Annotated in this window: 29 protein-coding genes; 18 read left to right on the top strand and 11 right to left on the bottom strand. The window is 63.4% G+C overall.

Translation table 11 applies throughout. The features are described from left to right. The first annotated feature begins 140 nt into the window (after positions 1-140). The 7 genes from MRY75_RS13125 (at position 141) to MRY75_RS13095 (ending at position 6309) form a co-directional block, all read left to right on the top strand. The gene (locus MRY75_RS13125; protein WP_292308462.1) at positions 141-1238 is read left to right on the top strand and encodes a chemotaxis response regulator protein-glutamate methylesterase; all 1098 of its coding nucleotides are present in this window, start codon (positions 141-143) and stop codon (positions 1236-1238) included. Positions 1239-1242: 4 nt separating this feature from the next. Then, a complete protein-coding gene (locus tag MRY75_RS13120) occupies positions 1243-2967 on the top strand; it encodes a hypothetical protein (RefSeq protein ID WP_292308461.1) in 1725 nt (574 codons plus the stop codon). Between the two features lie 99 nt (positions 2968-3066). Then, on the top strand, positions 3067-4092 hold the full coding sequence (locus MRY75_RS13115; protein ID WP_292308460.1) for an AraC family transcriptional regulator: 1026 nt from the start codon (positions 3067-3069) through the stop codon (positions 4090-4092). Between the two features lie 114 nt (positions 4093-4206). Continuing rightward, entirely contained in the window at positions 4207-4572 is a 366-nt protein-coding gene (locus MRY75_RS13110) for a glycine zipper family protein (protein WP_292308459.1), read from the top strand. Between the two features lie 22 nt (positions 4573-4594). Next, entirely contained in the window at positions 4595-4771 is a 177-nt protein-coding gene (locus MRY75_RS13105) for a hypothetical protein (RefSeq protein ID WP_292308458.1), read from the top strand. 12 nt (positions 4772-4783) lie between these two features. Next, positions 4784-5650, top strand: a complete 867-nt coding sequence (locus MRY75_RS13100) for an SDR family oxidoreductase (protein ID WP_292308457.1) — start codon at positions 4784-4786, stop codon at positions 5648-5650. Next, positions 5647-6309: a hypothetical protein gene (locus MRY75_RS13095; protein ID WP_292308456.1), complete on the top strand. Its 663-nt coding sequence runs from the start codon at positions 5647-5649 to the stop codon at positions 6307-6309. The genes MRY75_RS13100 and MRY75_RS13095 overlap by 4 nt, the downstream gene beginning before the upstream one ends. 16 nt (positions 6310-6325) lie before the next feature. On the opposite strand, the gene MRY75_RS13090 is transcribed toward MRY75_RS13095, so the two are convergent. After that, the gene (locus MRY75_RS13090; RefSeq protein WP_292308455.1) at positions 6326-6943 is read right to left on the bottom strand and encodes a TetR/AcrR family transcriptional regulator; all 618 of its coding nucleotides are present in this window, start codon (positions 6941-6943) and stop codon (positions 6326-6328) included. 377 nt (positions 6944-7320) lie between these two features. Between MRY75_RS13090 and MRY75_RS13085 the strand changes: the two genes are divergently transcribed. After that, on the top strand, positions 7321-7932 hold the full coding sequence (locus MRY75_RS13085) for a ferric reductase-like transmembrane domain-containing protein (RefSeq protein ID WP_292308454.1): 612 nt from the start codon (positions 7321-7323) through the stop codon (positions 7930-7932). Between the two features lie 45 nt (positions 7933-7977). Here the strand turns inward: MRY75_RS13085 and MRY75_RS13080 are convergent, their stop codons facing one another. The 3 genes from MRY75_RS13080 to MRY75_RS13070 are packed head-to-tail and all read right to left on the bottom strand — an operon-like array spanning position 7978 to position 10281. Continuing rightward, a complete protein-coding gene (locus MRY75_RS13080) occupies positions 7978-8796 on the bottom strand; it encodes a substrate-binding domain-containing protein (RefSeq protein WP_292308453.1) in 819 nt (272 codons plus the stop codon). 29 nt (positions 8797-8825) lie between these two features. Further along, on the bottom strand, positions 8826-9581 hold the full coding sequence (locus MRY75_RS13075; protein ID WP_292308452.1) for an ATP-binding cassette domain-containing protein: 756 nt from the start codon (positions 9579-9581) through the stop codon (positions 8826-8828). Next, a complete protein-coding gene (locus MRY75_RS13070) occupies positions 9574-10281 on the bottom strand; it encodes an ABC transporter permease (protein ID WP_292308451.1) in 708 nt (235 codons plus the stop codon). The genes MRY75_RS13075 and MRY75_RS13070 overlap by 8 nt, the downstream gene beginning before the upstream one ends. 293 nt (positions 10282-10574) lie before the next feature. On the opposite strand from MRY75_RS13070, the gene MRY75_RS13065 reads away from it, so the two are divergent. The 3 genes from MRY75_RS13065 to MRY75_RS13055 are packed head-to-tail and all read left to right on the top strand — an operon-like array spanning position 10575 to position 11394. Further along, positions 10575-10745 (top strand): hypothetical protein, encoded by a 171-nt coding sequence (locus MRY75_RS13065; RefSeq protein WP_292308450.1) that lies wholly within the window; start codon positions 10575-10577, stop codon positions 10743-10745. Positions 10746-10750: 5 nt separating this feature from the next. Further along, the gene (locus tag MRY75_RS13060; RefSeq protein WP_292308465.1) at positions 10751-10915 is read left to right on the top strand and encodes a hemin uptake protein HemP; all 165 of its coding nucleotides are present in this window, start codon (positions 10751-10753) and stop codon (positions 10913-10915) included. After that, positions 10912-11394: a hypothetical protein gene (locus MRY75_RS13055; protein ID WP_292308449.1), complete on the top strand. Its 483-nt coding sequence runs from the start codon at positions 10912-10914 to the stop codon at positions 11392-11394. Before MRY75_RS13060 ends, MRY75_RS13055 begins: the two co-directional genes overlap by 4 nt. A gap of 41 nt (positions 11395-11435) precedes the next feature. Here the strand turns inward: MRY75_RS13055 and MRY75_RS13050 are convergent, their stop codons facing one another. From MRY75_RS13050 to MRY75_RS13030, 5 genes are all read right to left on the bottom strand, one after another. Next, complete coding sequence (locus tag MRY75_RS13050) at positions 11436-12152, bottom strand: GNAT family N-acetyltransferase (RefSeq protein ID WP_292308448.1); 717 nt, start codon at positions 12150-12152, stop codon at positions 11436-11438. A 94-nt stretch (positions 12153-12246) separates the two neighbouring features. Then, positions 12247-13725: an aldehyde dehydrogenase gene (locus tag MRY75_RS13045; protein ID WP_292308447.1), complete on the bottom strand. Its 1479-nt coding sequence runs from the start codon at positions 13723-13725 to the stop codon at positions 12247-12249. Positions 13726-13733: 8 nt separating this feature from the next. Next, complete coding sequence (locus MRY75_RS13040; protein ID WP_292308446.1) at positions 13734-14768, bottom strand: LLM class flavin-dependent oxidoreductase; 1035 nt, start codon at positions 14766-14768, stop codon at positions 13734-13736. 41 nt (positions 14769-14809) lie between these two features. Further along, a complete protein-coding gene (locus MRY75_RS13035) occupies positions 14810-15589 on the bottom strand; it encodes an alpha/beta hydrolase (protein WP_292308445.1) in 780 nt (259 codons plus the stop codon). After that, complete coding sequence (locus tag MRY75_RS13030; RefSeq protein ID WP_292308444.1) at positions 15561-16160, bottom strand: amino acid synthesis family protein; 600 nt, start codon at positions 16158-16160, stop codon at positions 15561-15563. Before MRY75_RS13030 ends, MRY75_RS13035 begins: the two co-directional genes overlap by 29 nt. Before the next feature lie 106 nt (positions 16161-16266). Between MRY75_RS13030 and MRY75_RS13025 the strand changes: the two genes are divergently transcribed. From MRY75_RS13025 to MRY75_RS13015, 3 genes are all read left to right on the top strand, one after another. Beyond that, entirely contained in the window at positions 16267-17109 is an 843-nt protein-coding gene (locus tag MRY75_RS13025; protein ID WP_292308443.1) for a LysR family transcriptional regulator, read from the top strand. A 122-nt stretch (positions 17110-17231) separates the two neighbouring features. Further along, positions 17232-18848: a GMC family oxidoreductase N-terminal domain-containing protein gene (locus tag MRY75_RS13020; protein WP_292308442.1), complete on the top strand. Its 1617-nt coding sequence runs from the start codon at positions 17232-17234 to the stop codon at positions 18846-18848. 91 nt (positions 18849-18939) lie between these two features. Then, complete coding sequence (locus MRY75_RS13015; protein ID WP_292308441.1) at positions 18940-19515, top strand: carboxymuconolactone decarboxylase family protein; 576 nt, start codon at positions 18940-18942, stop codon at positions 19513-19515. Here the strand turns inward: MRY75_RS13015 and MRY75_RS13010 are convergent. Next, positions 19503-20510 (bottom strand): succinylglutamate desuccinylase/aspartoacylase family protein, encoded by a 1008-nt coding sequence (locus MRY75_RS13010; RefSeq protein ID WP_292308440.1) that lies wholly within the window; start codon positions 20508-20510, stop codon positions 19503-19505. The genes MRY75_RS13015 and MRY75_RS13010 overlap by 13 nt on opposite strands. 210 nt (positions 20511-20720) lie before the next feature. Here MRY75_RS13010 and MRY75_RS13005 point away from each other — a divergent pair, with 210 nt between their 5' ends. The 4 genes from MRY75_RS13005 to MRY75_RS12990 are packed head-to-tail and all read left to right on the top strand — an operon-like array spanning position 20721 to position 24116. Continuing rightward, the gene (locus tag MRY75_RS13005) at positions 20721-21470 is read left to right on the top strand and encodes an amino acid ABC transporter ATP-binding protein (protein ID WP_292308439.1); all 750 of its coding nucleotides are present in this window, start codon (positions 20721-20723) and stop codon (positions 21468-21470) included. Next, positions 21467-22312 carry an amino acid ABC transporter permease gene (locus MRY75_RS13000; protein ID WP_292308438.1) on the top strand — a complete coding sequence of 282 codons (846 nt, stop codon included), beginning with the start codon at positions 21467-21469 and terminating at the stop codon, positions 22310-22312. The genes MRY75_RS13005 and MRY75_RS13000 overlap by 4 nt, the downstream gene beginning before the upstream one ends. A 42-nt stretch (positions 22313-22354) precedes the next feature. Further along, entirely contained in the window at positions 22355-23185 is an 831-nt protein-coding gene (locus MRY75_RS12995; protein WP_292308437.1) for a transporter substrate-binding domain-containing protein, read from the top strand. A 55-nt stretch (positions 23186-23240) separates the two neighbouring features. Continuing rightward, positions 23241-24116, top strand: a complete 876-nt coding sequence (locus MRY75_RS12990) for an amino acid ABC transporter permease (RefSeq protein ID WP_292308436.1) — start codon at positions 23241-23243, stop codon at positions 24114-24116. Here the strand turns inward: MRY75_RS12990 and MRY75_RS12985 are convergent. Continuing rightward, positions 24113-25231 (bottom strand): hypothetical protein, encoded by a 1119-nt coding sequence (locus MRY75_RS12985; protein WP_292308435.1) that lies wholly within the window; start codon positions 25229-25231, stop codon positions 24113-24115. The two genes, MRY75_RS12990 and MRY75_RS12985, sit on opposite strands and share 4 nt — an antisense overlap. Positions 25232-25284 lie beyond the last annotated feature (53 nt).

Raw genomic sequence — 25284 nt, 5'->3', positions numbered from 1 at the left:
CCGTGCGGCTTCGGAAAGAAAGGTTCCAAACGCGCCATTTGCGCGTCGCTCAGCCAAAAAAGATCGCTCATGTCACAGCTCCATTTTCGGAGCCGTGGATCAGGCAGGGCAACCGAAATCAATGCATCCTGACCCTAAACATGACACGTTCCATCAGTGTCCTTGTCGTCGATGACAGCGTGGCAGTACGCTCTGCCTTTTCCGCCATCATCAATGCCGATCCCGGCCTGACCCTGTTCGGGACCGCACAGGATCCGTTCGCAGCCGTGGAACGGATGCGGGACAACCTTCCCGACGTGATCCTGCTCGACATCGAGATGCCGCGCATGGACGGCCTGACCTTTCTGCGCAAGATCATGTCCCAGTGCCCCGTGCCCGTCGTGGTCTGTTCGAGCCATTCCCAGAAAGGCTCCATGGCGGCATTGAAGGCGCTTGATCTTGGCGCGGCGGAAGTGCTGGCCAAACCCGACCTCACCACGGCGGAGGCCCGGAACCGGGCGGGGATGCGCATCGGGCAGGCCGTTCGCAACGCTGTCGGCGGGACCGACACCGCCAGCGTGAGAGGCGTCAACACCGATGAGGGACGCAGCGATGCGCGCATCAGTCCGGACAAGATCCTCGCCAAGAAACCGCCTGTCCGCAAGGCTGGCCCGACCCCGCTCGTCGTCATCGGCTCGTCCACCGGGGGTCCGGACGCGCTGCGACAGGTTCTGACCGGGCTTCCGGCGAATTCGCCGCCCATCGCCATCGTCCAGCACATGCCCGCGGAATTCACCGGACCGCTTGCCAAACGGTTGAACGGGAACTGCCAGATCGAGGTGATCGAAGCGACTTCGGGCGATCTGCTGCTGCCCGGCTGCGCAGTCATCGCGCCGGGCGACCAGCATCTTCTCATCCACCGCGAAGGACGGGGTTACGTGGCGGAGGTCGTGAACGGACCGTATATCTCGCGGCACCGCCCGTCGGTCGATTTGCTGTTCCGCTCGGCCGCGCAGGCGGCAGGTGAAAACGCCATGGGGATGATCCTGACCGGCATGGGCGACGATGGCGCCACCTGTCTGGGCGAGATCCGCGATTGCGGCGGCTATACCGTCGCCCAGAACGAGCAAAGCTGCGTGGTCTACGGGATGCCGCGATCCGCTGTCGAGGCGGGCGTCGTGGACAAGGTGGCACCGCTCTCGGAGATGTCCTCGGAAATCGTGGGCTGGTACAACGGCAAGTCCCGCAAGGCTGGGTGATCGCATGAAAGACTTGTGGACCGACCGACCTGCGCAGACCGCATTCCACGCGGCACCCGCCAACGATCTTGTATCCCGGGAGCGGGCGATTTCCGATCTCGGCCGGAAGACCGAAGAGGTCTTTCTCGCGGCGGGCGATCACCTTGCGGCGACGTCGGACGCGCTGGGACAAACCCGGGGCGTGCTGGCGGTCTTCGACGAGATGAACGCCAACGGCACATTGTCCGATCTGCGTCAGCACGGACATTGGCATGACAGCGAGATGCGATCGCTCTCCGACGAGGTGTTCAAGGCGCTGGATCTTGTGTCGGCCCTGATGGAGCGCGCCCGCGGCGTCGATGCGCAGGTTCGCGAATTGCGCGGCATCCTGAAGATGATGAACATCGTGGTTCTGAACGCACGGATCACCGTCGCGGCGATCCCGATCGGTCCCGAAGATTCCGGCTCGAACCTGACCGGGTTCACCGAGGATGCGACCCACCTTGTTGCCGAGCTGGGCAGCATTCTTGGCGGGTTGGACGAGGCGATGCAGCGCATCAAGAGCGGCAGCAGCGATGCGCTCGACCGCGCCCGGTCTCTGGGGGATCTCCTGACCTCCAGCCTTTCCGGTCCGGTGGCTACGCTCAACCGCAATCTTGCGACCTTCGAAAGCCACATCCAGTCGCTCGGTTCGGCCAGCGCCGAAATCGCCGACCGGTCACGCGCGCTGATGTCCGCATCGGCAACAGCGGTATCGGGCCTGCAGATCGGGGACACGACGCGCCAGCGCCTCGAGCACGTGCTTTTCATCCTCGAGCGCATTCCCGACGCTCATGACGAAGCCGACGCCCTGACCGCATTGGCAGCCCACCAGATGCAGGATATCGCCGATCTGCATGTCGCTGGGGTGGACGCGGTCCGCGACGGATCGACCGCCCTGCAGGAGGGCATTCTGACCCTCATCCGGGACCACCTCGGCATCTTCGAAAAGCGCAACGGATCGCGCCGCCTGATGGACGGGCTCGAAGAGATCGAGAACAGGATCGCACAGGCGGTGACGACGCAAGGCCAGTTGATGGATTTTGCGCGCTCCCTTTCTCGGGAATTCGAGGCTCTGACCAGCGTGATCGCTGCAGGGGAGTCCTTTGAGGCGCGCATGCGGATGATCGGCATCAATGCGGTCATCGCCTGCGCCCGTCTGGGACGGCGCGGTCTGGCGCTGCGCGAGATCGCGGGTCAGCTTCAGCAGCTTGCGGGCGATGCCTCTGCCGGACTGCCCGTCGTGAAATCCGACCTGACCGAAATGATGGACCTCGCCAGCCAGACCATCGCTCTTCTGGAAGCCGCATGCGAGTGGGCCAACGCCTTGCCCGAGGGCGCGGTGCGGCAGCTCTCTGAAGGTGTGAAGCAGATCGGCGAGGCCGCTTATCGCAGCGGCGATGTCGTGGCGTCGATCCGCACTAAGCTCGACGAATCCCGCGGATGGCTGGCTCCGGTGTCGGAACATGCACATCTGATCGAGAAGACCGCGCGCATGTTTGCCAATGATCTTGGCGATACCGGCTTCCCGGGCAAGATCGACGGCATCGCGTCGGAGGCCTTCAGGATCTACACGATGGAGCGCGAACGCGACATCCACCGCAGCGTGATCCTGCCACCCGAGGGCGCCAAGGAAGCGAAAACACCCGAGCCGACCGTCGCCGAGACGACACCTGATAGCACAGAGTCGCTCGACGATATCTTCTTCTGACCCGGTCTCATGGCCCCCGCCCCGGTTTGGGCGTGGGGGCTTCCGTTTCCTGCAACCCCTGGCCTAAGGTGGGCGGGGACCAACAAGTGAAACCGGACCATGTCGGAACCGATGATGGCGGCGGGCTTCGCCTCGGCGCTTCTGGACTACGCGGTATCGCGCGGCGCAGACAGGCGCGTCCTGCTGGACGCGGCCGGGCTGGATGTGGCGGCGCTCGCGGATCAGGACAATCGCATCCCTGTCGCGGCCTACCAGGCGTTGATCGCGGCCGCGATGGCGGCCACCGGGGACACCGCGCTGCTCTTGCGGCATACGCTCACATCGCGGCTTGAAACGATCTCGGTTGTTGGTCAGATCGTCCATCACTCCGCGTCCCTGCCCCATTCCATCGACCAGCTGAACCGATACCTGCGGCTCATGGCGGACAATGACGCGCTGGCAGGCCGCGACCGGTTCGCACTTGTTCAGGAGCGGGGAGAGGTCTGGATCGTCGATCACCTGCCTGTCGCGGGCCCGGACTATATCGGGATCGAGGCGTCTTTTGCGCGGTTCATCAGCGAATTCCGGCGCTCCTTCCCTGACCAGACGTTCGAGCTTGAAATGCAGGTGACCTACGCGCCGCCGCCTCACGTGGACGACTACCCCGAACTTTTCCGGGTTCCCGTGACCTTCAACGCGACGCGCAACGCCCTGCGTATCGACCCCGTCTGGCTGTCCGACAAGACCGCGTTCGAACCCGGCAATGCCTATGTGTTCGGCGTGTTCACCCGGCATGCGGACACGCTCTTGCAGGAACTGGCCACGCGCGATTCTCTGCGCGCGCGGATCGAGGCGCACATCCTGCCCGATCTGCATGAAGGCACCCTGTCCATGGACAAGGTGGCCCGCGATCTCGGGATGAGTCGCCAGACGCTCTACCGGCGCCTGCGCGAGGAAGGCGTGACCTTTGCCGAACTGCATGACGATCTGCGCCAGCGCATGGCGCGGGATTATCTGACCGCGCGCAAGGTGTCGGTGAACGAAACCGCATACCTGCTTGGATTTTCCGAAGCCTCGTCCTTTGTCCGGGCGTTCAAACGCTGGACCGGACAAAGCCCCAGCGCGTTTCGGGAAAGCGCGGCCTGACCGCTGGCATCATTCTGGCACCAGATGTCAACGGATTGACACCTGCGGTCATCCCCGGGCGTCGGATGCAGGCGTATGTCCCCCGCATCACAACCGATGCAAAGGACAAAAGAGATGAAACCCGTTTCCCTGATCACGCTTGGCGCTGTCACCCTGATGTCGGCCTGTGCCGATACCGGCGCACAGGTCACCCCCATCCTCGACGGACCGCCCTCTGCGAGCTACGACGCCGATTTGGCCGAGTGCCGGGCGCTGGCGCGCAATCAGCGGCAGTTCGACCAAGAAACCCTTGGGGCTGCGGCCCTTGGCGCCGGGGCTGGCGCAGTGCTTGGCCACTGGGACGACGATGGCGATGCGCTGGGTGGCGCGGTGGCCGGTGCGTTGGCCGGCGGTGTGGCCAGCGCGGTTGACGTGTCGGAGCGGCGCGCAGCCATCGTTCTCAGCTGTCTGCGCGGCCGTGGCCACCGGGTCGTCGGTTGATCCCGGACGGAAGGAGACCCCCATGCCTGACCTGATCACCCTCCGCCGCCACCGCTTCGACGCGCTGCACGATCTGCTGACCGGCGCATCGGCAGAGCGGCCCCGCCGTCCCCAACCGTCGCCCGCGCAGCACGGTCTGCTGTGCGCCACTGTTCTGCTGACAGCTGGCGCTGCGGTGATCGGACTTGTCACATCCTGAAGGGAGCCCCCAATGAAAACCGTATTCATCGCAGGCGCGACCGGCTATCTGGGCCGCTATCTCTGTGCCGAATTTCAACGCCGGGGGTGGTACGTGACCGCATTGGTGCGTGACGCGCATCGGTGCGGCGCGCTTGACGCCGACAGCGTGATCGAGGCGCAGGCCACCCAGCCCGAGAGCCTGAACGGTGTGATGCAGGGTGCCGATCTCGTGGTCTCGGCGCTCGGGATCACGCGACAAACCGACGGCTTGAGCTACCGCGACGTTGACTACCAGGCCAATCTGAACCTGCTGCGCGAAGCGGAACGCGCCGGTGTGTCCCGCTTCGCCTATGTGCATGTGCTCAATGCCGACGCGATGCGGCACGTGCCCTTGGTTGCCGCCAAGGCCCAGTTCGTCGATGCGCTCCAAGCCTCGCGCCTTGCCTCCACGGTGATCGCACCGTCGGGATATTTCTCGGATATGGGAGAGATCCTCGATATGGCCAGGTCAGGCCGGGTCTGGCTCTTTGGTGACGGGTCAGCCCGGATCAATCCGATCCACGGGGCGGACCTGGCCAAGGTGGTGGCGGATGCGACCGAACATGGAACAGACTGGGTCGATGCGGGCGGACCAGAGACCTTTTCGCAGACAGAGCTGGCCGAATTGGCCTTTGCCACGCTCGACCGGGCGCCACGGATCACCCATGTGCCGGACGTCCTGCGCAAAATCGCCCTCGCCGTCCTGCCGCGCGTCACACCGCAAAGGGTTCACGGTCCACTGCAGTTCTTCCTGACGGCCTGTGCCATGGACATGGTGGGCACGGCTTTCGGCACATGTCGACTGGCTCGGTCATTTCAGGACAGCGCCATGGCCCGCAACAACGGAGGTCAGTCATGACCCTCATACGAACAGGCGGTCTGGCCGCGTGGGCCTGCGCAGCGACCTACGGTATCGGGTTTGCCCTTCTCGTGACCGTTCTTGCGCCTCTCGGCTATGGCACAAAAGAGATCGACATCGCGGCTGTCGTCGCCTTCATCAATGCGTCCCCCGGCCTCCTGATCTTCTGGAACACGACGATCTACATCGTCAACGCGCTTGCGCTCGCCTGTCTGGTCGTGGCGCTCGCCTCGCTGGTGCAGCGCGGCTCATCGGCATGGGCCGAACTCAGCCGGGCGCTTGGCCTGATCTGGGCCACGCTGGTTCTGGGGGCCGGGATGATCGCCAATGTAGCAATCGAGCGGGTGCTGACGGTCTTCCCCTCCGACCCCGAAGGCGCCGTCGGGATCTGGACGGTCCTGCATGCGGTCGAACTGGGCCTTGGCGGGGGCAACGAGATTGCCGGTGGCGCTTGGTGTCTGTGCGTCAGCCTCGCCGGGCAGACGACCCGGACCATTCCTGTCGTGACCAACGCGGTTGGCATCTGCACCGGCCTTGCAGGTCTGGCCACGCTTGCTCCGCCCATGGGTGACACCGCCGGGGCGATCTTTGGCCTTGGCGCCCTCGCATGGTTTCTGCTGATCGGCCTGCATCTGGTCCGCGCACCGCGCCGGAGCTGACGACCAGCGCACCTCGTCAGGTGTCGCGGGGGGACAGATCAGCGGCCAGCAAGTTGCGGAAGAACGCATCACGTTCGGCTGGGTCACCGTCCGGAAGGTCGATATACCCCGACAGGATCAGGTCGGCCATGCCATGGGCGCGGGTCCAGCAGGCCAGAACCTCAATCCGGCCCTCGGCAGACTGCATCGGATCCTGCCCGCGGAACTCTCCGACCGCGCGGGCCAGAACAAGGAACGCCGACAGGGCCGCCGCCTGCAGCGCCGATCCTTCTTTCGGCGTATCCGAGAGCCCGAAGATCAGGCGGAACATGGCCGGTTCGGACAGCGCGAAATCCAGATAGCCCTGCCCAGTCGCGATGAGCCGTTCATAAGGCGTCTGGATCGCGCGGGCCTGTCGGTCCTGCATGCAGGCCACCAGTCGCAGAAAGCCGCGCTCTGCCAGTGCTTCGATCAGCCCCGAGGCATCGCCGAAATGATGCGCCGGTGCGGTGTGGCTGACGCCGACACGGGCCGCGACCCTGCGCAGCGAAAACCCGGCGACACCGCGCGCGGCCAATTCCTCTTCTCCGGCATCGAGAATGGCCCGGCGCAGATCACCGTGGTGGTAGGTTGTCGATTTGCCATCGACCGTCATGCGGACGCACCCTGGATTTCGCTTCGGAAAAAATCTTTACAGTGGAAAGATGGGGTCTGATCTGCTAAGGGTCCAGTGCATAATTTGTGTCAGAGTCGGTCTCTTGTCTTCGAAATGGTCTGCCGGTGCTGACATGGCGACCCGTTCCATGACGATCGGACCCGTTCACATACCCTGTCGCTGAAATGGTAATTCGGTGAATGTGAGACAGGGTGGCCCTGCGCTGCGTGTCAACGCGGCGCAGGGTTTTGATTTTGGGCACCCGCGCATGTGGACGCCGGCCCAGGACATGAACCCGCAGAAATTTTCGCCGCAACCGACGGAAAACCGCCCCTCGCACGTGTACCGATTCAGGACCACAGATGACGGAGGGCGCCATGCTCGAACGACTTTCCTTTCTCAACCCGTATTGGCTTTGGGCACTGCTCGCCCTGCCGGCGCTTGGCATCTCGGTCGAGGCTCTGACCTCGGCCGATCCACGGGTGTTTCACATCCTCGTGCACCCGACCGGCGAGTTTTCGGCGCGCTTTCTGATCATCACGATGATGGCCACCCCGCTGATGCTGGTTCTGCGCGGCTGGCGCGGGCCGCAATGGCTCAAGAAGAACCGCCGCTATTTCGGCGTGGCCGCGTTCGGTTATGCGCTGCTGCACACGCTGTTCTACCTGATCGACAAGGGATCGCTGAGCACGGTCACGGGTGAATTGTCCCGGCTTTACATCTGGACCGGCTGGATCGCCTTCCTGATCTTCGTGCCGCTGGCCATTACGTCCGCCGATCTGTTCGTGCGCAAGATGGGAACCTGGTGGAAATGGGTCCAGCGCTGGACCTACGCGGCAGCTGTGCTGACGCTGGTGCACTGGGCCGCTTTGCATGACTGGGGCAGCTGGGTGCCTGCGGCGGTGCATTTCGCACCCCTGATCGCCCTGGAAAGCTACCGCGTCTGGTACTGGTATCTGCGCCCGCGCCCGGTGCGCAGCCCTGCCTGACCGGAACAGGCAGGGGCGGCGTCAGGGCCGCCCCTGCCCCTGACCTCAGTTGGTCGGTGCGTTCGGGAAGAACAGTTGCTGATCAGCCACCTTGAAACCTGCGATCGCTTCCTGACCCTCGGCCGACACCAGCCAGTCTGCAAAGGTCTGCGCCGCGTCGACATTCACGCTCGGGCATTTCGCCGGGTTCACCGGGATCACGCCATACTGGTTGAACATGTCCTGGTCGCCTTCCACGACGACGCTGTAGTCCTGCTTGTTCTCGAAGCTGATCCAGGTCGCCCGGTCTGTCATGACATAGGCACCCATGCCGATGCCCGTGTTGAGCGTCGCGCCCATGCCCGAGCCGGTTTCGCGATACCAGCCGCCGGAGGCCGCCGTCGGATCGACGTCTGCGGATTTCCAAAGCGCCATTTCCGCCTTGTGGGTGCCGCTGTCGTCACCGCGCGACGCGAACGGCGCTTCCGACTCCGCGATCTTGGCCAGCGCGCCCTGCACGTCATTCATGCCGGCAACACCCGCCGGATCGGCCGCAGGTCCGACGACAACGAAGTCATTGTACATCAGGTCGGTGCGTTCCGTGCCAAAGCCATCCGCGACGAATTTCTCTTCCGACGCCTTGGCGTGAACCAGAAGCACATCGCCGTCGCAGTTTTCTGCGTTCTTGATCGCCTGACCGGTCCCGACGGCAACCACGTTCACCTGGATACCGGTCTCGTTCTGGAAGATCGGCAAAAGGTAATCATAGAGCCCGGAATTGGCTGTCGATGTGGTCGACTGGACGATGATCGACTGGTCCTGTGCGGATGCCGCACCGGCAATGATCAGCGCCACGGCAGTCGCGGCAAAAGGTTTCTTGAACATAGGTCCCTCCTCGGTTGTGTGAGATTGTGTCAGACGACAAGTCTGCCATTCAGGTAGTCCCGCGCCGCATCGGATTGCGGATCGGGGAAAAACGCCTGCGCCGTGCTGTGCTCGGCAACACGGCCCTTGTGCAGGAAGACCACGTCATCGGCCATGCGCCGCGCCTGCCCGAGATCATGCGTCACCAGAATGATGCGCACGCCGCGCGATCGGGCGTCGGACACGATCCGCTCGATGGCGAGGACCGATGCGGGATCAAGGCTTGCCGTGGGTTCATCGAGAAACAGCACCTCCGGCTCGGTGGCCAGTGCCCGCGCAAGGGCCAGCCGCTGCGCTTCACCGCCCGACAGGAGGCGCGCGGGCTGGGCAGATTTGTGCAGCAGTCCGACATGGTCGAGCAGCGCATCGCGCTGTGCCCTGTCCTGCCCCCGAACCTTGAGCACGAAGTCGATATTCGCAGCGACCGAGCGGCGCAGCAGCACCGGTTTCTGAAATACCAGCGCCTGACGTGCCATCACCTCGGACGGCGCCGCACCGCCCCAGCGGATATCCCCGGAGGTGGGCGCGATCAGGCCGTGCATCATCCGCAGCAGCAGGCTTTTTCCGGCACCGTTCGATCCCATGATCGCGGTGCACCCGGTCTGGCCCAGCTCGAGCGAGACGTCCTCCAGAACAAACGCCCCCCCCAGACGCAGGGCCACACCCTGCAGGGTCACCGGCAGGATCGGTGCGTCGGCTGTGGGGGTGTCCTCGGCGTCGGACTTCATTGCGGATGCATCAAACATAAGCTTGCCGCGCGGCTGTCATGCGCACCGATTGCACCGCCGCGTTCACGCCAAGCGCAATGACAAGCAGAATGATCCCCAGCGCCAACGCCAGCGCCAAATCCCCTTTCGACGTCTCGAGCGCGATGGCGGTGGTCATGACCCGCGTCAGATGGTCGATATTGCCGCCCACGATGATCACCGCCCCCACTTCGGCCACCGCGCGCCCGAAGCCGGCCAGCCCAACGGTCAGCAGTGAATAGCGCGCATCCCAAAGCAGCGCCTGCACCGTCTGCAGCCGCGTCAGACACAAGGACCGGAACTGCTCGGCATATTCGGCATGGAGGTCTTCGATCACCTGCCGTGACAGCGCGGCGACGATGGGCGCGATCAGAATGGTCTGCGCGATGATCATGGCGGTTGGTGTGTACAGCAGCCCAAGGAAACCCAGCGGTCCGGACCGCGACAGGTACAGATAGACCAAAAGCCCCACGACCACCGGCGGCAGACCCATCAGCGCATTCATCAGGATGAGCACCGCATTGCGACCACGGAAGCGCCCAATCGCCACCAAGGCACCAATCGGGAGACCGATCATGCAGGCAATCACCGTCGCCGTCAGGCTGACCCGCAAGGACAGCAGAACGATTTCCAGCAGATCGGGATCGCCGGACAATACGAGCGCGATGGCCAGTCCCAGGGCTTCTCCGATGCTCTGCAAATTTTCCCTCAGGATGCATGATTTTCAAGCACTCCGAAGGTATGCAGTAATTTCCGGCGAGATCAAGGGCAGCCGAAACATAAACATTTATCTGAAACCGGCTTTTTCCGGATGCGCAAACCGACCCGTCTGATCGTCAGGGACGAGGCATTCAGTGCGGCGCAAATTATCTTGACTAAAATTGTAGGATTAAATTAGATACCCCCATTGAAGGCGCCGCCGACACGCGCCGCTGAAACCGTCATCCCAGCCACCCGCACGGCAGCCCGGATGTCAGAGGAAAGGACTGACCTGTGACGACACGCGAGCCGAAATCCCATGGAACCAACAGCAGGGAGAGCGCCCTTGGGTGGCGCGATCTCATCCAGTCGAACAACGATCTGGGCAGCATCGAAGGTTTTGCCCTGGAACAGCTGATCGACATGCAGCGCGACCGCCAGACGCAAAAGGTGGACACGCCATGAGCCTCATGCAGCATCTTCCCGGGTCTCGCGGCGCCGATGGGTCGGGCAGCGCGCCCGTCTACAATGCGCGGGACCTCATCCCGAACGGGCACACCGCAGAGCTTGTGCTCGACGGACAGGTCTACACGCTGCGGATCACCCGCGCCGGCAAGCTGATCCTCACGAAATGAAGGATATGTCGGATTTCCCCGGTCGCAGCGTGGTCGGACATCTGGGCGACCTTCCCGCCTGGGAAGCGACCCTGATTCTGTCAACGCGTCTCTGGATGGACGGGCCCGACGGTCAGGCCGAGGTCTGGTCGGATTTTGCCCGCTGCTTTGGTCCCGCGCGCGGTCGCGATGAATTGCGCCAGTTCGAAACATTCCTGTCCCGTCTGCTCAGTGCCGCCCGTCGCCCGCTCGTGCGGCACGGGACCGGCTGTGCCTGCATCGGATCGGACGAAGCTGTCCTGCGCCTGCTGGTCCATGAAGCGGCCAAAGGCGATCTGGCCGAAGCCGCGATGATCGCGAGCCTCATTCTGCCAGCACATCACGCGGAACCCATCGCCCTGATGGCCGCCCGTATCGGGTCTGCGATGAAAGCACTGGCAGACCACCCATCGGCTGCGCTGCACCCGCCCAAGCCCCAACCGGCGCGGCGCTTGCACTAGCCGACGCCCGGCCTGCCAGTGCGGGCCGGGCCCCTTGAGCCTTAGCGCTCGCGCAGAAACAGGTCCCAGCCGGGTTGCGCCAGTCCGCCTGACCGGAACCCCGCCCGGTCCAGCACCCGCCGAGAGGCAGTATTGCCCTGTTTGACTCTGGCGATAAGGCGCATGAGCAACGCATCTTCCGCGAAGGATTGCTTCACGAAGGTGGTGATGGCCGCCCGCGCGAACCCCTGCCCCCAATAGCTGCGCCCGATCCAGTAACTGAGTTCCGCGACACCTGAGGCACGGTCGTCTTCCCAGTGCAGCCGCACCTGTCCGACGGGGACATCGTCAAAGAGAATGGCGAGCACCTGATGGTGTGATCCCGCATTGGAAATCTCGATCAACGCTTCGGCCATTTCGGTGGTCACAGGGTCCGGATAAGGTTCCGGCAGGGTCTCCCAAAGGACCGGATCATCCAGAAGATCGGCCAGACGCGGCGCATCCCGACGCTCCCACGGGCGCAGATGAAGGTGCAGACCGATATCCGTATGCCTGCGGGTCGCCCGGGGATGGGTCGGGTCGACCACCTCGTTCGGAAAGAGATCATCCACGCTCTGCGCCAGCACCCACCCGCTTTGCATCGGATCGAAGGCAACCGGGATGCCTTCGGACCGGCAGAAATCAAGCTCTGCCTGGGTCAGAATCCCGTCCGATCGCAATCGGTCCAGACGAAATGGCCGACCGCAGGGCAGAGTGACGGTTTTTTCACCACGCAACATCTCACAGACCTTTCCCCAATACCTCGTATGTGGGGGCGGTTGCGAAAGTTGCAACTGAGATGTCTCTTTTTCCCGGCCCAGCCCTGCGCCCGTGTCAGCGCATCACAAACGGATTGGCCATCGGGGTCTCGGATGTGCTGATCCAGACCGTCTTGGTGCGGGTATAGTCATGGATCGCCTCGATCCCCGCTTCGCGCCCATAGCCGGACTGGTTGAACCCGCCGAAGGGCGCGATGGGCGACACCGCGCGATAGGTGTTGACCCAGCAAATCCCTGCCCTGATCCGTGCCGACACCCGATGCGCCCGCGCGATGTTCTGGGTGAAGACGCCCGATCCAAGGCCGAACGGCGTGTCATTGGCCAGCGCGATGGCCTCGTCTTCCGTATCGAACGGCAAGAGAGACATGACGGGACCGAACATCTCGACCTTGAGCGTTTCGGTCCCGGCATCGGCGCACTGAACCAGCGTGGGGGCCATGTAATTGCCGGGCCGGTCCAGACGCGCCCCGCCGAACCGGATGTGCGCACCACCCTCAACCGCTGCCGCCAGGGTGGCCTCGATCCGCCTGACCTGCGCCTCGGTGCAAAGCGGACCCACATGCGTTGCCGCCTCCAGCGGGTCGCCAATCACAACGCCCGCCATCTTCGACTCGATCCGCGCGATCAGGTCGTCCATCACAGATCGGTGCACCAAGCCGCGACTGCCCGCGACGCAGCTTTGCCCCGACGCGCCGAAATTGCCCGCGATCAGCCCGTTGGCCGCGCCATCCAGATCGGCATCCTCGAACACGAGGATCGGGGATTTCCCGCCCAGTTCCAGCGTCGTCACGGCGAAATTTTCGGCCGAATTGCGCACAACATGCCGCGCCGTTTCCGGCCCGCCGGTAAAGGCAATCCGGTCCACATCGGGATGACGGGTCAGCGGGATCGCGCAGTTCTCTGCATCGCCGGTGATCACCGACACCACACCGGGCGGAAAGCCCGCCTGTTCGATCAACCGCGCAAATTCCAGCATCGGCGCAGGCGCGATTTCCGACGCCTTGAGCACCACGGTGCAGCCCGCCGCCAAGGCCGGACCCAGCTTGGTCGCGGTGAGGAACATCTGCGCGTTCCAAGGCACAATGGCCACCACGACACCAATTGGTTCACGACGGGTGAAGACATGCATGTCCGGCTTGTCGATGGGCAGAACCGCCCCTTCGATCTTGTCCGCAAGACCCGCATAATAGCGATAGTAATCCGCAACATAGCCGGTCTGGCTTGCGGTCTCTGCCAAGAGCTTGCCACTGTCCGTGGTCTCGATCCGGCCAATCTCCTGCGCATGTTCCGCAATCAGATCCGCCAGACGATAGAGCAGCTTGCCCCGCTGCGTCTGGGTCATGTCGCGCCAAGCCGGATCGTTCAGCGCCCGCTTTGCCGCTACAATCGCACGGTCCACATCCCCCGCATCCGCGCAGGCGAATGTCGCCCAATCCGCGCCCGTCGCCGGGTTCTGCGACCGCATCACCTGCCCGCTGCCTCCTTCGGTCCAGGCACCGTCTATGAAAAGCGGATAATGCGGTAGCTGGGTCATAACATCTCTCACTCAAAAGCCGGCATCACGTCGTCGATGAAGCGCGCCAGGGATGCGCGTTTGCGCTCGAAACTCATGCCGCTGTCGATCCAGAACGAATATTCGTCATAGCCCAGATCCTCGTATGTCTTGATCCGATCCACAACCTGATCCGCTGTCCCGATGGTCAGGTCGCGCGCCATGTTCTCGGGCGCCATCAGCGCATTTGCCGCCATCTCATCCTCGGTGAGCGGTGCGATCAAGCCTTGGCTGACCGGGCGCTTGTTCTGGAACCATGCCCCGAAATAGCAATAAAACCGCGACAATTCCCTAGCCGCAACCGCCACATCATCGGCATCCGCGCCGACATAGGTGTGATGCAACAGCATGATCTTCGGGCGCGGCCCATCATAGCTGGCGCAAGCGGCGTTGAAGCGGCCCATCAGGGTTTCGATCTCCTCCATCCCCATCCAGAGCGGCGTGACCTGAATGTTGAACCCGTTGTGAACGCCGAACTCATGGCTGTTCGGATCCCGCGCGGCGATCCAGATCGGCGGGCCATCGGGTTGCACAGGCTTGGGCGAAGCCGTGGTGGACGGGAACTGGAAGAACTCGCCCTCATGCGCACAATCCCCCGTCCACAGTTTGCGCAGCAGTGGCGTTATTTCCCGCATGCGCTGCCCGGCTTCCCACGCATCCATGCCGGGCCGCAGGCGTTGGTATTCATACGTGTACGCCCCCCGCGCGATGCCCAACTCGATCCGCCCACCGGTCAGCAGGTCCGCCGACGCGGCCTCTCCGGCCAGCTTGATCGGATGCCAGAAGGGCGCGATCACCGTGCCGGTGCCCAGCCGCACATTCTTGGTATGATGCGCGACATTCACCAGCGACATCAGGGGGTTGGGCGCAATGGTGAACTCCATCCCGTGATGCTCACCTGTCCAGACCGCCCGCATCCCGGCGTCGTCCGCCATCTTGCACAGCGCGATGAACTCCTCGTTCAACTGGTCATGCGGCTGGTCCGGCGTCAGGCGTTCCATATGCACGAAAAGCGAGAACTCCATGTCTCAGGTCCTTTTCTGAAAGTAGGCAAGATCAGCCGGGGTCACAACAAAACCTCGGCCGCGAAATCCAACAGGGCCGCGTTCACCACCTCGGGATGGGTCATCGGCATCATATGCGCCGCACCCGGCACGATGATCGCGCGGCCCTTGGGGGCCAGCGCCGCCATCGCCTCGGACATCGCGGGGGTCGAATTCGGCTCCAACGCGCCGGTCATGAAGAGCGCGGGACAGGAGAGACGCGCCAAGTCCGCGCGGCGCGGGCCGGGGTTGTGGGCGAAGGCGGTATAGGCCGCCTTGTAGCCTGCTTGTGTCACGGAGCAGAGCCAGTCATGGCACGCCGCGCGTTCGGGCGTGTCGTCGGTGCTGAACCAGCGCGCCAAAGCGCCTGTCGGGTCGGCCACGGTGACGCCATCCAACTCCTCCGCCCGCGCCTGCACCGCGCGCGCGGCCTCGGCGCTCCGCTCGAAAACCGCGTTCAGCGCGACGACACCCTTGACCTGATCCGGCGCCCGCACCGCGAGGTCCAGCGCGATCATCGCGCCCATCGAATGGCCGACCACCAATGCAGGGCCTTCGAGGGCAGCGAGCACCGCATCGGTGTAGTCCGACACGCTTGTCACACCCGCCCGAACAGAGCTATCCCCATGCCCCGGCATGTCGAGTGCGGTGACGTGATACCGTGCTGCCAAGGCGTCGATCTGCCGGTTCCACGCCTCGGACCGAAGGCCCACGCCGTGCAACAGCACGATCTGCGCACCAGCTCCCGCCTCGATCGCGGCAAGGCCCGCCCGGTCAGACCGCGGCCGGGTTGTCCAGGTCATGGCCCAAATCCTTGAGGTCCTGATACCGATCCCCAATCCGGTGATGCGGCCGTCCCGACGTGGCTCCACCCAGCACGACGACAATCTCGTTCGCGCGCGGCGCGTCGGGAATGGCGAACTGGATGGTCAGGTAATGCGACCGCCGCCCGGCATCGTTCTTGTCCATCAGCGGCACCATGATCGGCGCATTTGCCGGGCCGCGCGTGTTGGTAAAGGCAAGGTACGACTTGGCCCCGACCGCCTGCCGGTAGAAGTTACCGAAGCGCAGCGTGTGGATCAGGCCCGAGGCATGTTCGACCTCGCCATCCAGACCCACGACCGCCGCCTTGCCATATGCCTCGATTGCGTCGCCACCGCCCGCCAGCCGCAGCATCCGCTCGGTCATCATCTCGCCCAGAACCGGACCATAGGCGCGGATTTCCGGGGTCAGGTCTTCGACATAGCGCCCCGCCCACGGGTTCCGGACAACCGCCGCCACGGCAAACATGCGCCACGGGGTTTCAGCCGCTTTGAACCCTTCGATCAGCACCTCTTCGTCATAGGTCACGATCTTGCGGATTTCTGGTGTCATGTCGGTCTCCTGTTCGCTGAGGGCGACACTAGGAACCGGCAAAATCTTTGACAAACGAATGAATTGCGGGGCTAGGTGTTAATAACAGTAATGGCTGATTTGACCCATGGCTAAATCCCTTCCTCCACTCACATGGTTCCGCTCGTTCGAGGCAGCCGCCCGGCATCTGAGCTTTACCGCCGCTGCCGAGGAAATCGGCCTCACGCAATCCGCCGTCAGCCAGCAGGTGAAGTCGCTCGAGATGCGCTTGCGCGTGCCGCTTTTCGTCCGTCAGGCGCGAGGTTTGATGCTCACCGATGACGGGCGCAGGCTTCTGCCCGAGATCAGCGCGGCGCTTGATGCGCTGGCAGGCGCGGCAAGCCGGTTCGAGGCGGGGCCGGTCGAGGACCTGCTGACCGTCGCCACCTCGGTCAGCATCGCCCAATGGGTCATCGCGCCGCGCCTGCCCGACTTTACCGCGCGCCATCCGTACATTCGATTACGCCTTCTCAGCGCGATCTGGCCCGACGATTTCCACACGGCCCGCGCCGATGTCGAAATCCGGTTCGGATCGTCAAAACAGGCCGGGCGCAATGCGCAGCCTTTGCAGCCCAACAACCTGATCGCGCTGAAATCCCCTACGCTGCAAGGCACGCTCGACACGGTGCCGCTGATCGAAGCGGTGGGCACGTCCAGCGGCTGGCGCGCGTGGTCGGACAAGGTGGGCGGGCCACGTCAGCCGTCGCTGTTTGCCGACACCTACGGCATGGCGCTGCAATTGGCGGTGCATGGCAACGGGGTGGCTCTGGTCAGCGCCGTGCTGGCCGGACATGCGCTCGAGACCGGGCTGGTGGAACGCGCGCATCCAGCGTCGATCCCCAGCCAGGAAGGCTATTACCTGTCGATTGTCGAACCCAGCCAAACGGCGACACAGTTCCAATCCTGGCTGATGGAGCAATTGCCGAAATGATCCCGGCTGTGCCGCGACGGCTTGCACGACCAGAATGATCCATCTAACGCTGTGCCACTGAAAATTCCGATTGTGCGGACCGCGCCCCGGACAATCGAACCGCGACCCATCGGAGGACAGGATTGGACGCATTTGATTTCGTGATCGTCGGGGCCGGGTCCGCCGGATCGGTGCTGGCCAACCGGTTGACGGCTTCAGGCAAATACACCGTGCTTCTTCTCGAAGCCGGTGGGTCCGACAAGACCCCGCTGGTCCAGATACCCATCGGCTACGGCAAGATCTTCTACGATGCCAAGGTCAATTGGAAATACGTCACGGAACCCGATCCCAATCTCGACAATCGCCCGATCTACTGGCCGCGCGGCAAGGTGCTGGGCGGGTCAAGCTCGATCAACGCGATGGTCTATGTGCGCGGGCACCAGAACGATTACGCAGAATGGAACGCGGTCGCCCCGGGCTGGGGCTGGTCCGATGTGGAGCCGCTGTTTCGCCGGATGGAAAACTGGGACGGCGCGCCCAGCCCGGCGAGGGGCACGGGTGGCCCGCTGGCGGTGCATGATGTCCTGTCCGAGGTGCATCCGCTCACCCGCGTCTATCTTGAAGCTGCTGCTCAGGCCGGGTTTCCGACGAACCCGGATTACAACGGTCCCGACATGGAAGGCGCCACGACCTACCAGATCACCACGAAGGGTGGCTTCCGCGCCTCGGCTGCACGCTGCTACCTCGATCCCGCCCGCACGCGCCCCAATCTCGACATCCGCACGCGCGCGCATGTGACCCGCGTTCTCTTCGAAGGCAGCCGCGCCATCGGTGTTGAATACCGCCACAAGGGCCAGACCAAGACCGCCCGCGCCCGGGCCGAGGTGATCCTGTCGGGTGGCGCGATCAACTCGCCGCAACTGCTGCAACTCTCGGGCATCGGGCCGGGACAGGTTCTGCGGGACCACGGCATCGACGTGCGGCTGGACGCGTCTCAGGTGGGCCGGAACCTTCAGGACCATCTGGGCAGCGACAACCTCTTTGTGTCGAAGGTCGCAAGCCTCAATCAGGAACTGCGCCCGCTGCTTGGCAAGGTGAAGGTCGCGCTACACTACGCGCTGAACCGCAAGGGTCCATTGTCGCTCAGCCTCAATCAGGGTGGCGGGTTCATCCGCGTGCGCGAGGACTCGCCCGGCCCCGACCTGCAGCTTTACTTCTCGCCGGTCAGCTACACCCGTGCCCCTGTCGGTGTGCGGCCCTTGATGAGCCCTGACCCCTTCCCCGGCCTGTTGATAGGATTCAACCCGTGCAAGCCCACCAGCGTCGGGCATCTGCAGATCCGTTCGGCCGATCCGTTCACGCCGCCCGAACTGCACCCGAATTACCTTTCCACCGAATATGACCGCAGCCTGATGCTGGCCGGCAGCAAACTGATGCGCCAGATTGCAGCAACCCCGGCGATGAGCGCCGTCATCGAAAGCGAACTTTTGCCCGGTGCCGCGGTCGATGATGACGCGGGCCTTGAGGCCTATATCCGCAAGACCGCATGGACCGTGTTTCACCAATGTTCGACCTGCCGCATGGGCAGCGATCCGGCGACCTCGGTCGTGGATCCAAGGCTCAGGGTGCGGGGTGTCGACGGGCTGCGGGTGGCGGATGCGTCGATCTTCCCGTCCATCCCGACGGGCAACACCAACGCCCCCGCCATCATGGTGGGCGAAAAGGCGTCGGACCTCATCCTCGAGGATGCGCGCGGCTGAGCGCAGACAGGCGGTTGGTCAAAGGACCTCGCCTGTGCGGCGCCGCGCGGTTTACACTCGTTCCAACCCTCACTGAACACAGGAGCCTGCCATGAGCGCATGGATCGAGATGATCTCGGACGAAGACGCCTCTCCCCGGTTGAAGGAATTGCTGGACCATGCCCGCACCCCGCATGGCACGGTGGATACGGTGATGCGCGTGCATTCGCTGCGCCCGGAGACCATGCACGGGCATGTGGCGCTTTACCGATCGGTGCTGCATTCAGACGACAACACGCTGCCCTTCTGGTTTCTCGAAGTGGTGGCCAGCTACACGTCGATCCTGAATGACTGCACCTATTCGCTGACGCATCATTTCATGAACGTGCGCAACCTTCTCAAGGATCAGCCCCGATCCGACCGCATCTTCACCGCGCTCAAGGCGCACCGGCCCGAGGACGAATTCGACGGCAAGGAGCTGGCCCTGCTGCGTTACGCGGCCAAGCTGACGGTCTCGGTGGGCAAGATGGTCAAATCGGATTTCGAAGCGCTCAAGATCGCGGGATGCGAGGACGGAGAGATCCTCGAGGTCAATCAGGTCTGCGCCTATTTCAATTATTCCAACCGCTTGCTGAACGGTCTTGGGGCAACGACGGACGGCGATATCGTCGGGTATTACAAGGCCTGATCCACGTCCTGCACGACCAGAAGCAACAGGTCCCCGCGCGACACCAGCCCGCGATTGGTGTGGGCGAGGATCAACCCGTCCTGCGGTATCGTCAGCCGGATGGAGGGACGTTCGGGTTCGGTCACATGGTGGAACCAGCCGGCGAAATCACCGGCGCGCACGTCCTGTCCTGCGGCCAGCGCACGGTCAAACAGCCCTTGCGCGGTGGCATAGAGCGATGCGCCGGGGTCGCGTATTTCGACCACGCGGGGTATCGGCGGGTGGTGCACCTCGCCCTCCACCATGCCCAGGTGGCGCAGGATGTTCCACATCCCCGTCTCGGCCATGTCTGTGATGGCAGGATCAACCCCACCGCCGCCGCCGAGTTCTGCGGCGATCATCGGCACCCGCACCCGCTCTGCTGCGGAATTCACGGACCGGTTGTCGTTGTTCGCCCCGAGCCGCCAGACCAGTGGCAGACCGAACAGCTGTGCCAGTTCCATGTTCCGCGCCGCAAGCGCGGGATCGGTGGTTTGGGTCGGCAGGGCACAGGGCTGAAAGACCGATGCCTTGCCCCCCGAATGCAGGTCGATGGCGGCATCGCATCGCGGCAGGATCTCGGTTTCGAGGAAATGCGCGATCATCGCGGTCGGTCCGCCGTCACGATCCCCGGGGAAGGCGCGGTTCAGGTTTGCCCCATCGAGCGGCGAGACCCGCGACGACGCGACCAGGGCGGGCATGTTGAGCGCGGGAAACGCGATGATTTGTCCGCGCAGCCCCGCCGGATTGATCGCGTTCAGCACGCGCATGATTGCCGAAGGTCCTTCGAATTCATCGCCATGTGTGCCCCCGACGAGCAGCAGCACCGGCCCGTCCGTCCCCTTGATCGAGACCACAGGGATCGGGTGATACCCCAGCGGCGTGCTGTTGTCGGACCAGCGCAGCATCGCGTCCCCCGCCTGCGTGCCGCTCCGGTCGAGATCAATCGTCAGGGACACTCTGCTTGTCTGGGTCATCGGCGGTCATCCTTGGGGCGAGTTTTTCAACCTGACGCCAACGTACGGAAAAGTGCAACAGCCCGTGCCGATGCGCTGATCAGTTTCGCGTCAGTCCGGCAGGGAAGACCTGCCGCGACCGAATGAAACAAAACTTTGCCTTGCACCTGCAAGGACTTCCTTGGTTTGATGGCGTCAGCCACTGGGGAAGTTTGTAGATGTCTGCTTTGCATGCCGGATAGCGCGCCGATCATCACGTTTGACCGGGTCGACAAGTTCTACGGCGACTTCCATGCCCTCAAGGACATCTCGATTTCGGTCCGCGAAGGCGAGCGCATGGTCGTCTGCGGCCCGTCGGGTTCCGGCAAATCCACCCTGATCCGCTGCATCAATGGGCTGGAGTTCCACAATTCCGGCGTGCTGACCGTCGACGGGGTCGAGGTCTTCGAGGAGTCCAAACAGATCTACCGGCTGCGCCAGGAGGTCGGCATGGTGTTCCAGCAGTTCAACCTGTTCCCGCACCTGACCGTTCTGGAGAATCTGACGATCGGGCCGATCAAGGTGCGCAAGGTGTCCCCATCCGAAGCGGAACGCACCGCGCGCAAATACCTGGAGCGCGTCCGCATCCCAGAACAGGCTGACAAATACCCCTCGGCGCTGTCGGGGGGGCAGCAGCAGCGTGTGGCGATTGCCCGCTCGCTGTGCATGCAGAGCCGGATCATGCTGTTTGACGAGCCGACATCGGCTCTCGATCCCGAGATGATCAACGAGGTGCTGGACGTGATGGTCGAACTGGCAGACACCGGCATGACGATGGTCGTGGTGACGCATGAAATGGGGTTTGCCCGCAAGGTCGCGGACACGATGGTGTTCATGGACGCCGGCGAAATCGTCGAGACGGCCCCGCCTGACGTGTTCTTCACCAATCCCAAGAGCGCCCGCTGCCGCGCCTTCCTCGATCAGATTCTGGATCACGGATGAGCATTGCAGAGCCGTCATACACGCCAAAGGGCCGGGCCTTGCCGCAACGCCAACCGCTTGCCCGGGCCATCGACTCGGTCACGTTCTCGATCCTGGCCTACAGCGTGATCATCGGCGGAATCGTCTGGCTGGCCTATAGCGGCGCGCAGGCCATGGGCTACAACTGGCAGTGGTATCGCATCCCGCAGTATTTCTATTCCTTCACCGACGACGGGTTCCAATGGGGCGAGATCAGCATCGGTCTGGTCCAGACCCTGACCCTGTCGGGCCTCGCCTTTGCGCTTGCCGTCGTGATGGGGCTGATCGTGGCGCTCTTGCGCCTGTCGGGACTGGTTGTCTGCACGGCGGTGTCGATCGGGTTTCTCGAACTGATCCGCAACATCCCCCTCCTCGTCCTGCTTTACCTTTTCTACTACGTGCTGGGACCCATCTTCGGCTTTGACCGGTATTGGGCCAGCATTCTCTGCCTTGCCGTGTTCCATTCCGTCCTGATTTCCGAGATTTTCCGCGCCGGTATCAATGCGGTGCCCAAGGGCCAGTGGGAAGCGGCCACCTCGATCGGCATGTCGAAAGGACAGGCGTACCGCTATATCATCCTGCCGCAGTCGATCCGGTTCATGCTGCCGCCGATGACCGGCGAGGTTGTGCACATGGTCAAGTCCTCGGCCATCGTCAGCGTGATTGCGGTCGCCGAGCTGACCACCATCGGGCGCAACATCATCTCGGAAACCTACATGAGTTTCGAAGTCTGGTTCACCATCGCCGCCGTCTACATGGCGGTGACGCTGATCCTGTCCGTCGGCGTGTCCTATGTCGAGAAACGATACGCCGTTGACACATAACCCGCGCCGTCAAGGCGCATTTTCTGAACAGGGAGTTCATCCATGAATATCACAAGACGATTTCTAGGCGCCGCCCTTGGCGCAACCCTGGCCACGGCGGGCCTGCCCGCGCTGGCCCAGAGCACAGCGCAGGAGGTTGCCTCTGCAAGCGTGATCGAAACCATCAAGGAGCGCGGTGTCATCAAGATCGGCCTGTCGCTCTTCAAGCCGTGGTCCATGCGCGACTTGAATGGCGATCTGATTGGGTTCGAGCTCGATGTGGGCCGTCAGTTGGCCGAGGACATGGGCGTCGAGGTGGAATTCGTTCCGACCTCGTGGGATGGCATCATCCCGGCACTGGTCGCGGGCAATTTCGACACGATCATCAGCGGCATGACGATCACACCCCAGCGCAACCTGACGGTCAACTTCACCGTGCCTTATGCCTATTCGGGCATGACCATTCTTGCCAACACGGCCATGACCGAAGGCTTCACGCTCGAGGATTACAACAGCCCGGACGTCACCTTTGCCGCCCGTCGGGGGGCCACGCCTGCGACCGTGATCGCAGACATGTTCCCGGAAGCGCAGCTGCTGCTTTTTGACGAGGACGGTGCGGCGACGCAGGAAGTGCTGAACGGCAATGCCCACGCGACCATGGCGTCCGAGCCCACCCCGTCCAGCGAGGCGCGCCGCTATCCCGACGTGCTGAGCGTGCCCTTCGATCGGGCATTCCAGGCGGGTGGCGAAGGCTTTGCCGTGCGCAAGGGCGATCCCGACGCGCTGGCCTTCTTCAACAGCTGGATCACCGCCAAAACGAACACCGGCTGGCTGAAGGAACGCCATGACTACTGGTTCCGTGGCGACGACTGGGCCGAACTGGTTCCGGAATAAGCGACACACGCCCCCCGACCAGCCGTCGGGGGGCGGCTTTGCAAAGGCAAATGATGTGCTGAACCGACTGAAGAAACTGCACTGGCTCGACTGGCTTGTCCTTGCCGTGGTGCTGGGATTCTTCGGTTATATCTGGTGGAAGATCGAAGGCACGCTGAACTACAACTGGCGCTGGCACCTGATCCCCAACTACATCCTACGCTACCACACAGTGCGCGAGGAATGGTTCGCCAACGTCCTGCTGCAAGGGTTGATCGCGACCATTCGCATCTCGATCTACGCGAGCATTCTTGCAGTCATACTGGGCACGATCCTTGGCATCGCGCGCTGCGCCAAGAACCTCACCATCCGCATGCTGGCGCGCACCTATCTGGAATTCCTGCGCAACATCCCACCCGTGGTGGTGATCTTCATCTTCTTTTTCTTCCTGTCGCAGCAACTCATCACCGCGCTCAATATCGAAAGCTGGGCGCGCGAGATTGCCCGGTCCGAGAACCGTGCAGTCTGGGAATTCTTCTTCGGCGACATGCGCCGCTTTCCCTCGCTCATCTCGGGTGTGATCGTGCTGGCCCTGTTCGAAAGCGCCTTTGTCGGCGAGATCGTCCGCGCGGGCATTCAGTCGATCCCGAAGGGCCAGCGCGAAGCGGCGCGATCCATCGGCATGAGCCGGTATCAGGAGATGCGCTACATCGTGCTGCCACAGGCCATGCACAAGGTGATGCCGCCCATGGCGAACCAGTTCATCACCCTGATCAAGGACAGTGCGATCATCTCGCTCATTTCCGTGCAGGAGCTGACCTTCAAGACGGTCGAGCTTGTGGCGTCCACGCGCCTGATCTTCGAGGCGTGGATCACCACGGCGGCGTTTTATTTCGTGATCTGCTTCGGCTTGTCGATGCTGTTCCGCAGGCTGGAACGGCGCAGGTCCTAGGACACCGTCTCAAGGGCGCGGGTTGGCCCGGTCAGCGCATCCCATGCGGTCAGGCCGACATGCGTGTCGGGATGCGCAAAAATTGCCGCAGCATCGGGATAGGAGTCCAGAATGGCCTGCCCTCCCGCCAGACGCGCGGGGTGGAACACGCCGTGATCCCAGACGGGAACACCGTCGATCCAGATGGTCGGGTCCAGAACGTTCCAGGAAATCTCGCCCGGGGCATAGGCCCCGCAGGTGTGGAAGTGCAGGATGCGCGGATTGCCAAAGGCGGCACCGCCCCAGCGTTCGTAATTCGCCTTCGCCTCTTGCAGGTAGCCGCATCCGGGATGAATGCCTGCGTGCCATGAATGGACGAAATTGCGCTCGATCCCGAGATGGGCCGCGACACGGTCGTAATGCGCATTGGCCGCCGCAACATCGCGCGGGCTGCCGTCAAAGCCCAGCACCCGACCGTGCCCGAGATAGGCCATCACGCGACCCTCGAATTCCAGTGTGTAGTCGTCATAGTAATGCGAGCCGGTACCCGTCAGGAAACCGCACAGGGCCACGCGCCCCGAAAAGCTGTGCGCTGGCACGGGTTTGAACACCGACATCGGAAAGCGCAGCACGGTCGTGTCGCCCTCTTCGTCGCGGGGCATCGCCGGCGCACCGACCACATCCGTCCCGTTGGGACAGGTCACGCGAACGGTTGCGGCACGGTCGAGACTGTCGGTGATCAACGCCTTCAGCGCGACGAACGCGCCGTAGGACGTTGTGCCGAAGCCAGACCCCAGCAGCCCCTCGTCGAGGGCGAAGCTGACAACGATCCGTTTGCCCGGCGGCATGTCGGAAAAGCGCAGCTGATCCCCCAACCGGGCAAGAAAGACGACAAGGTCCGCCTTGTCGATCTGGGTCCGCAGCGCATCGGGAAGCCGGGTTGCATCGGGATCGAAGCCGACATTCACCGTCTTGACCTGCAGCCCCATCTCGCGGGCCGTCCGCACCACGGCATTGAGGACCTGGGCGTCGAAATACCCGTACTCGGCCGGCTCGTAGGCCACCAGAAGGTGCTCGCCGCGCTGCGCCTGCGCGCAGTGCGTCAGCATGTTGAACGCGCCTGCCTGTGCCGTCATCCTGTGGCCTCCTGTGACAAAAGGTTAAGATCGCGGCGCGGCGCTCACCAATT

The sequence above is a fragment of the Marivita sp. genome (assembly GCF_022763305.1).
In the GTDB taxonomy this organism is placed as follows: Bacteria; Pseudomonadota; Alphaproteobacteria; order Rhodobacterales; family Rhodobacteraceae; genus Marivita.
This window is presented reverse-complemented; position numbering and strand designations above follow the sequence as displayed.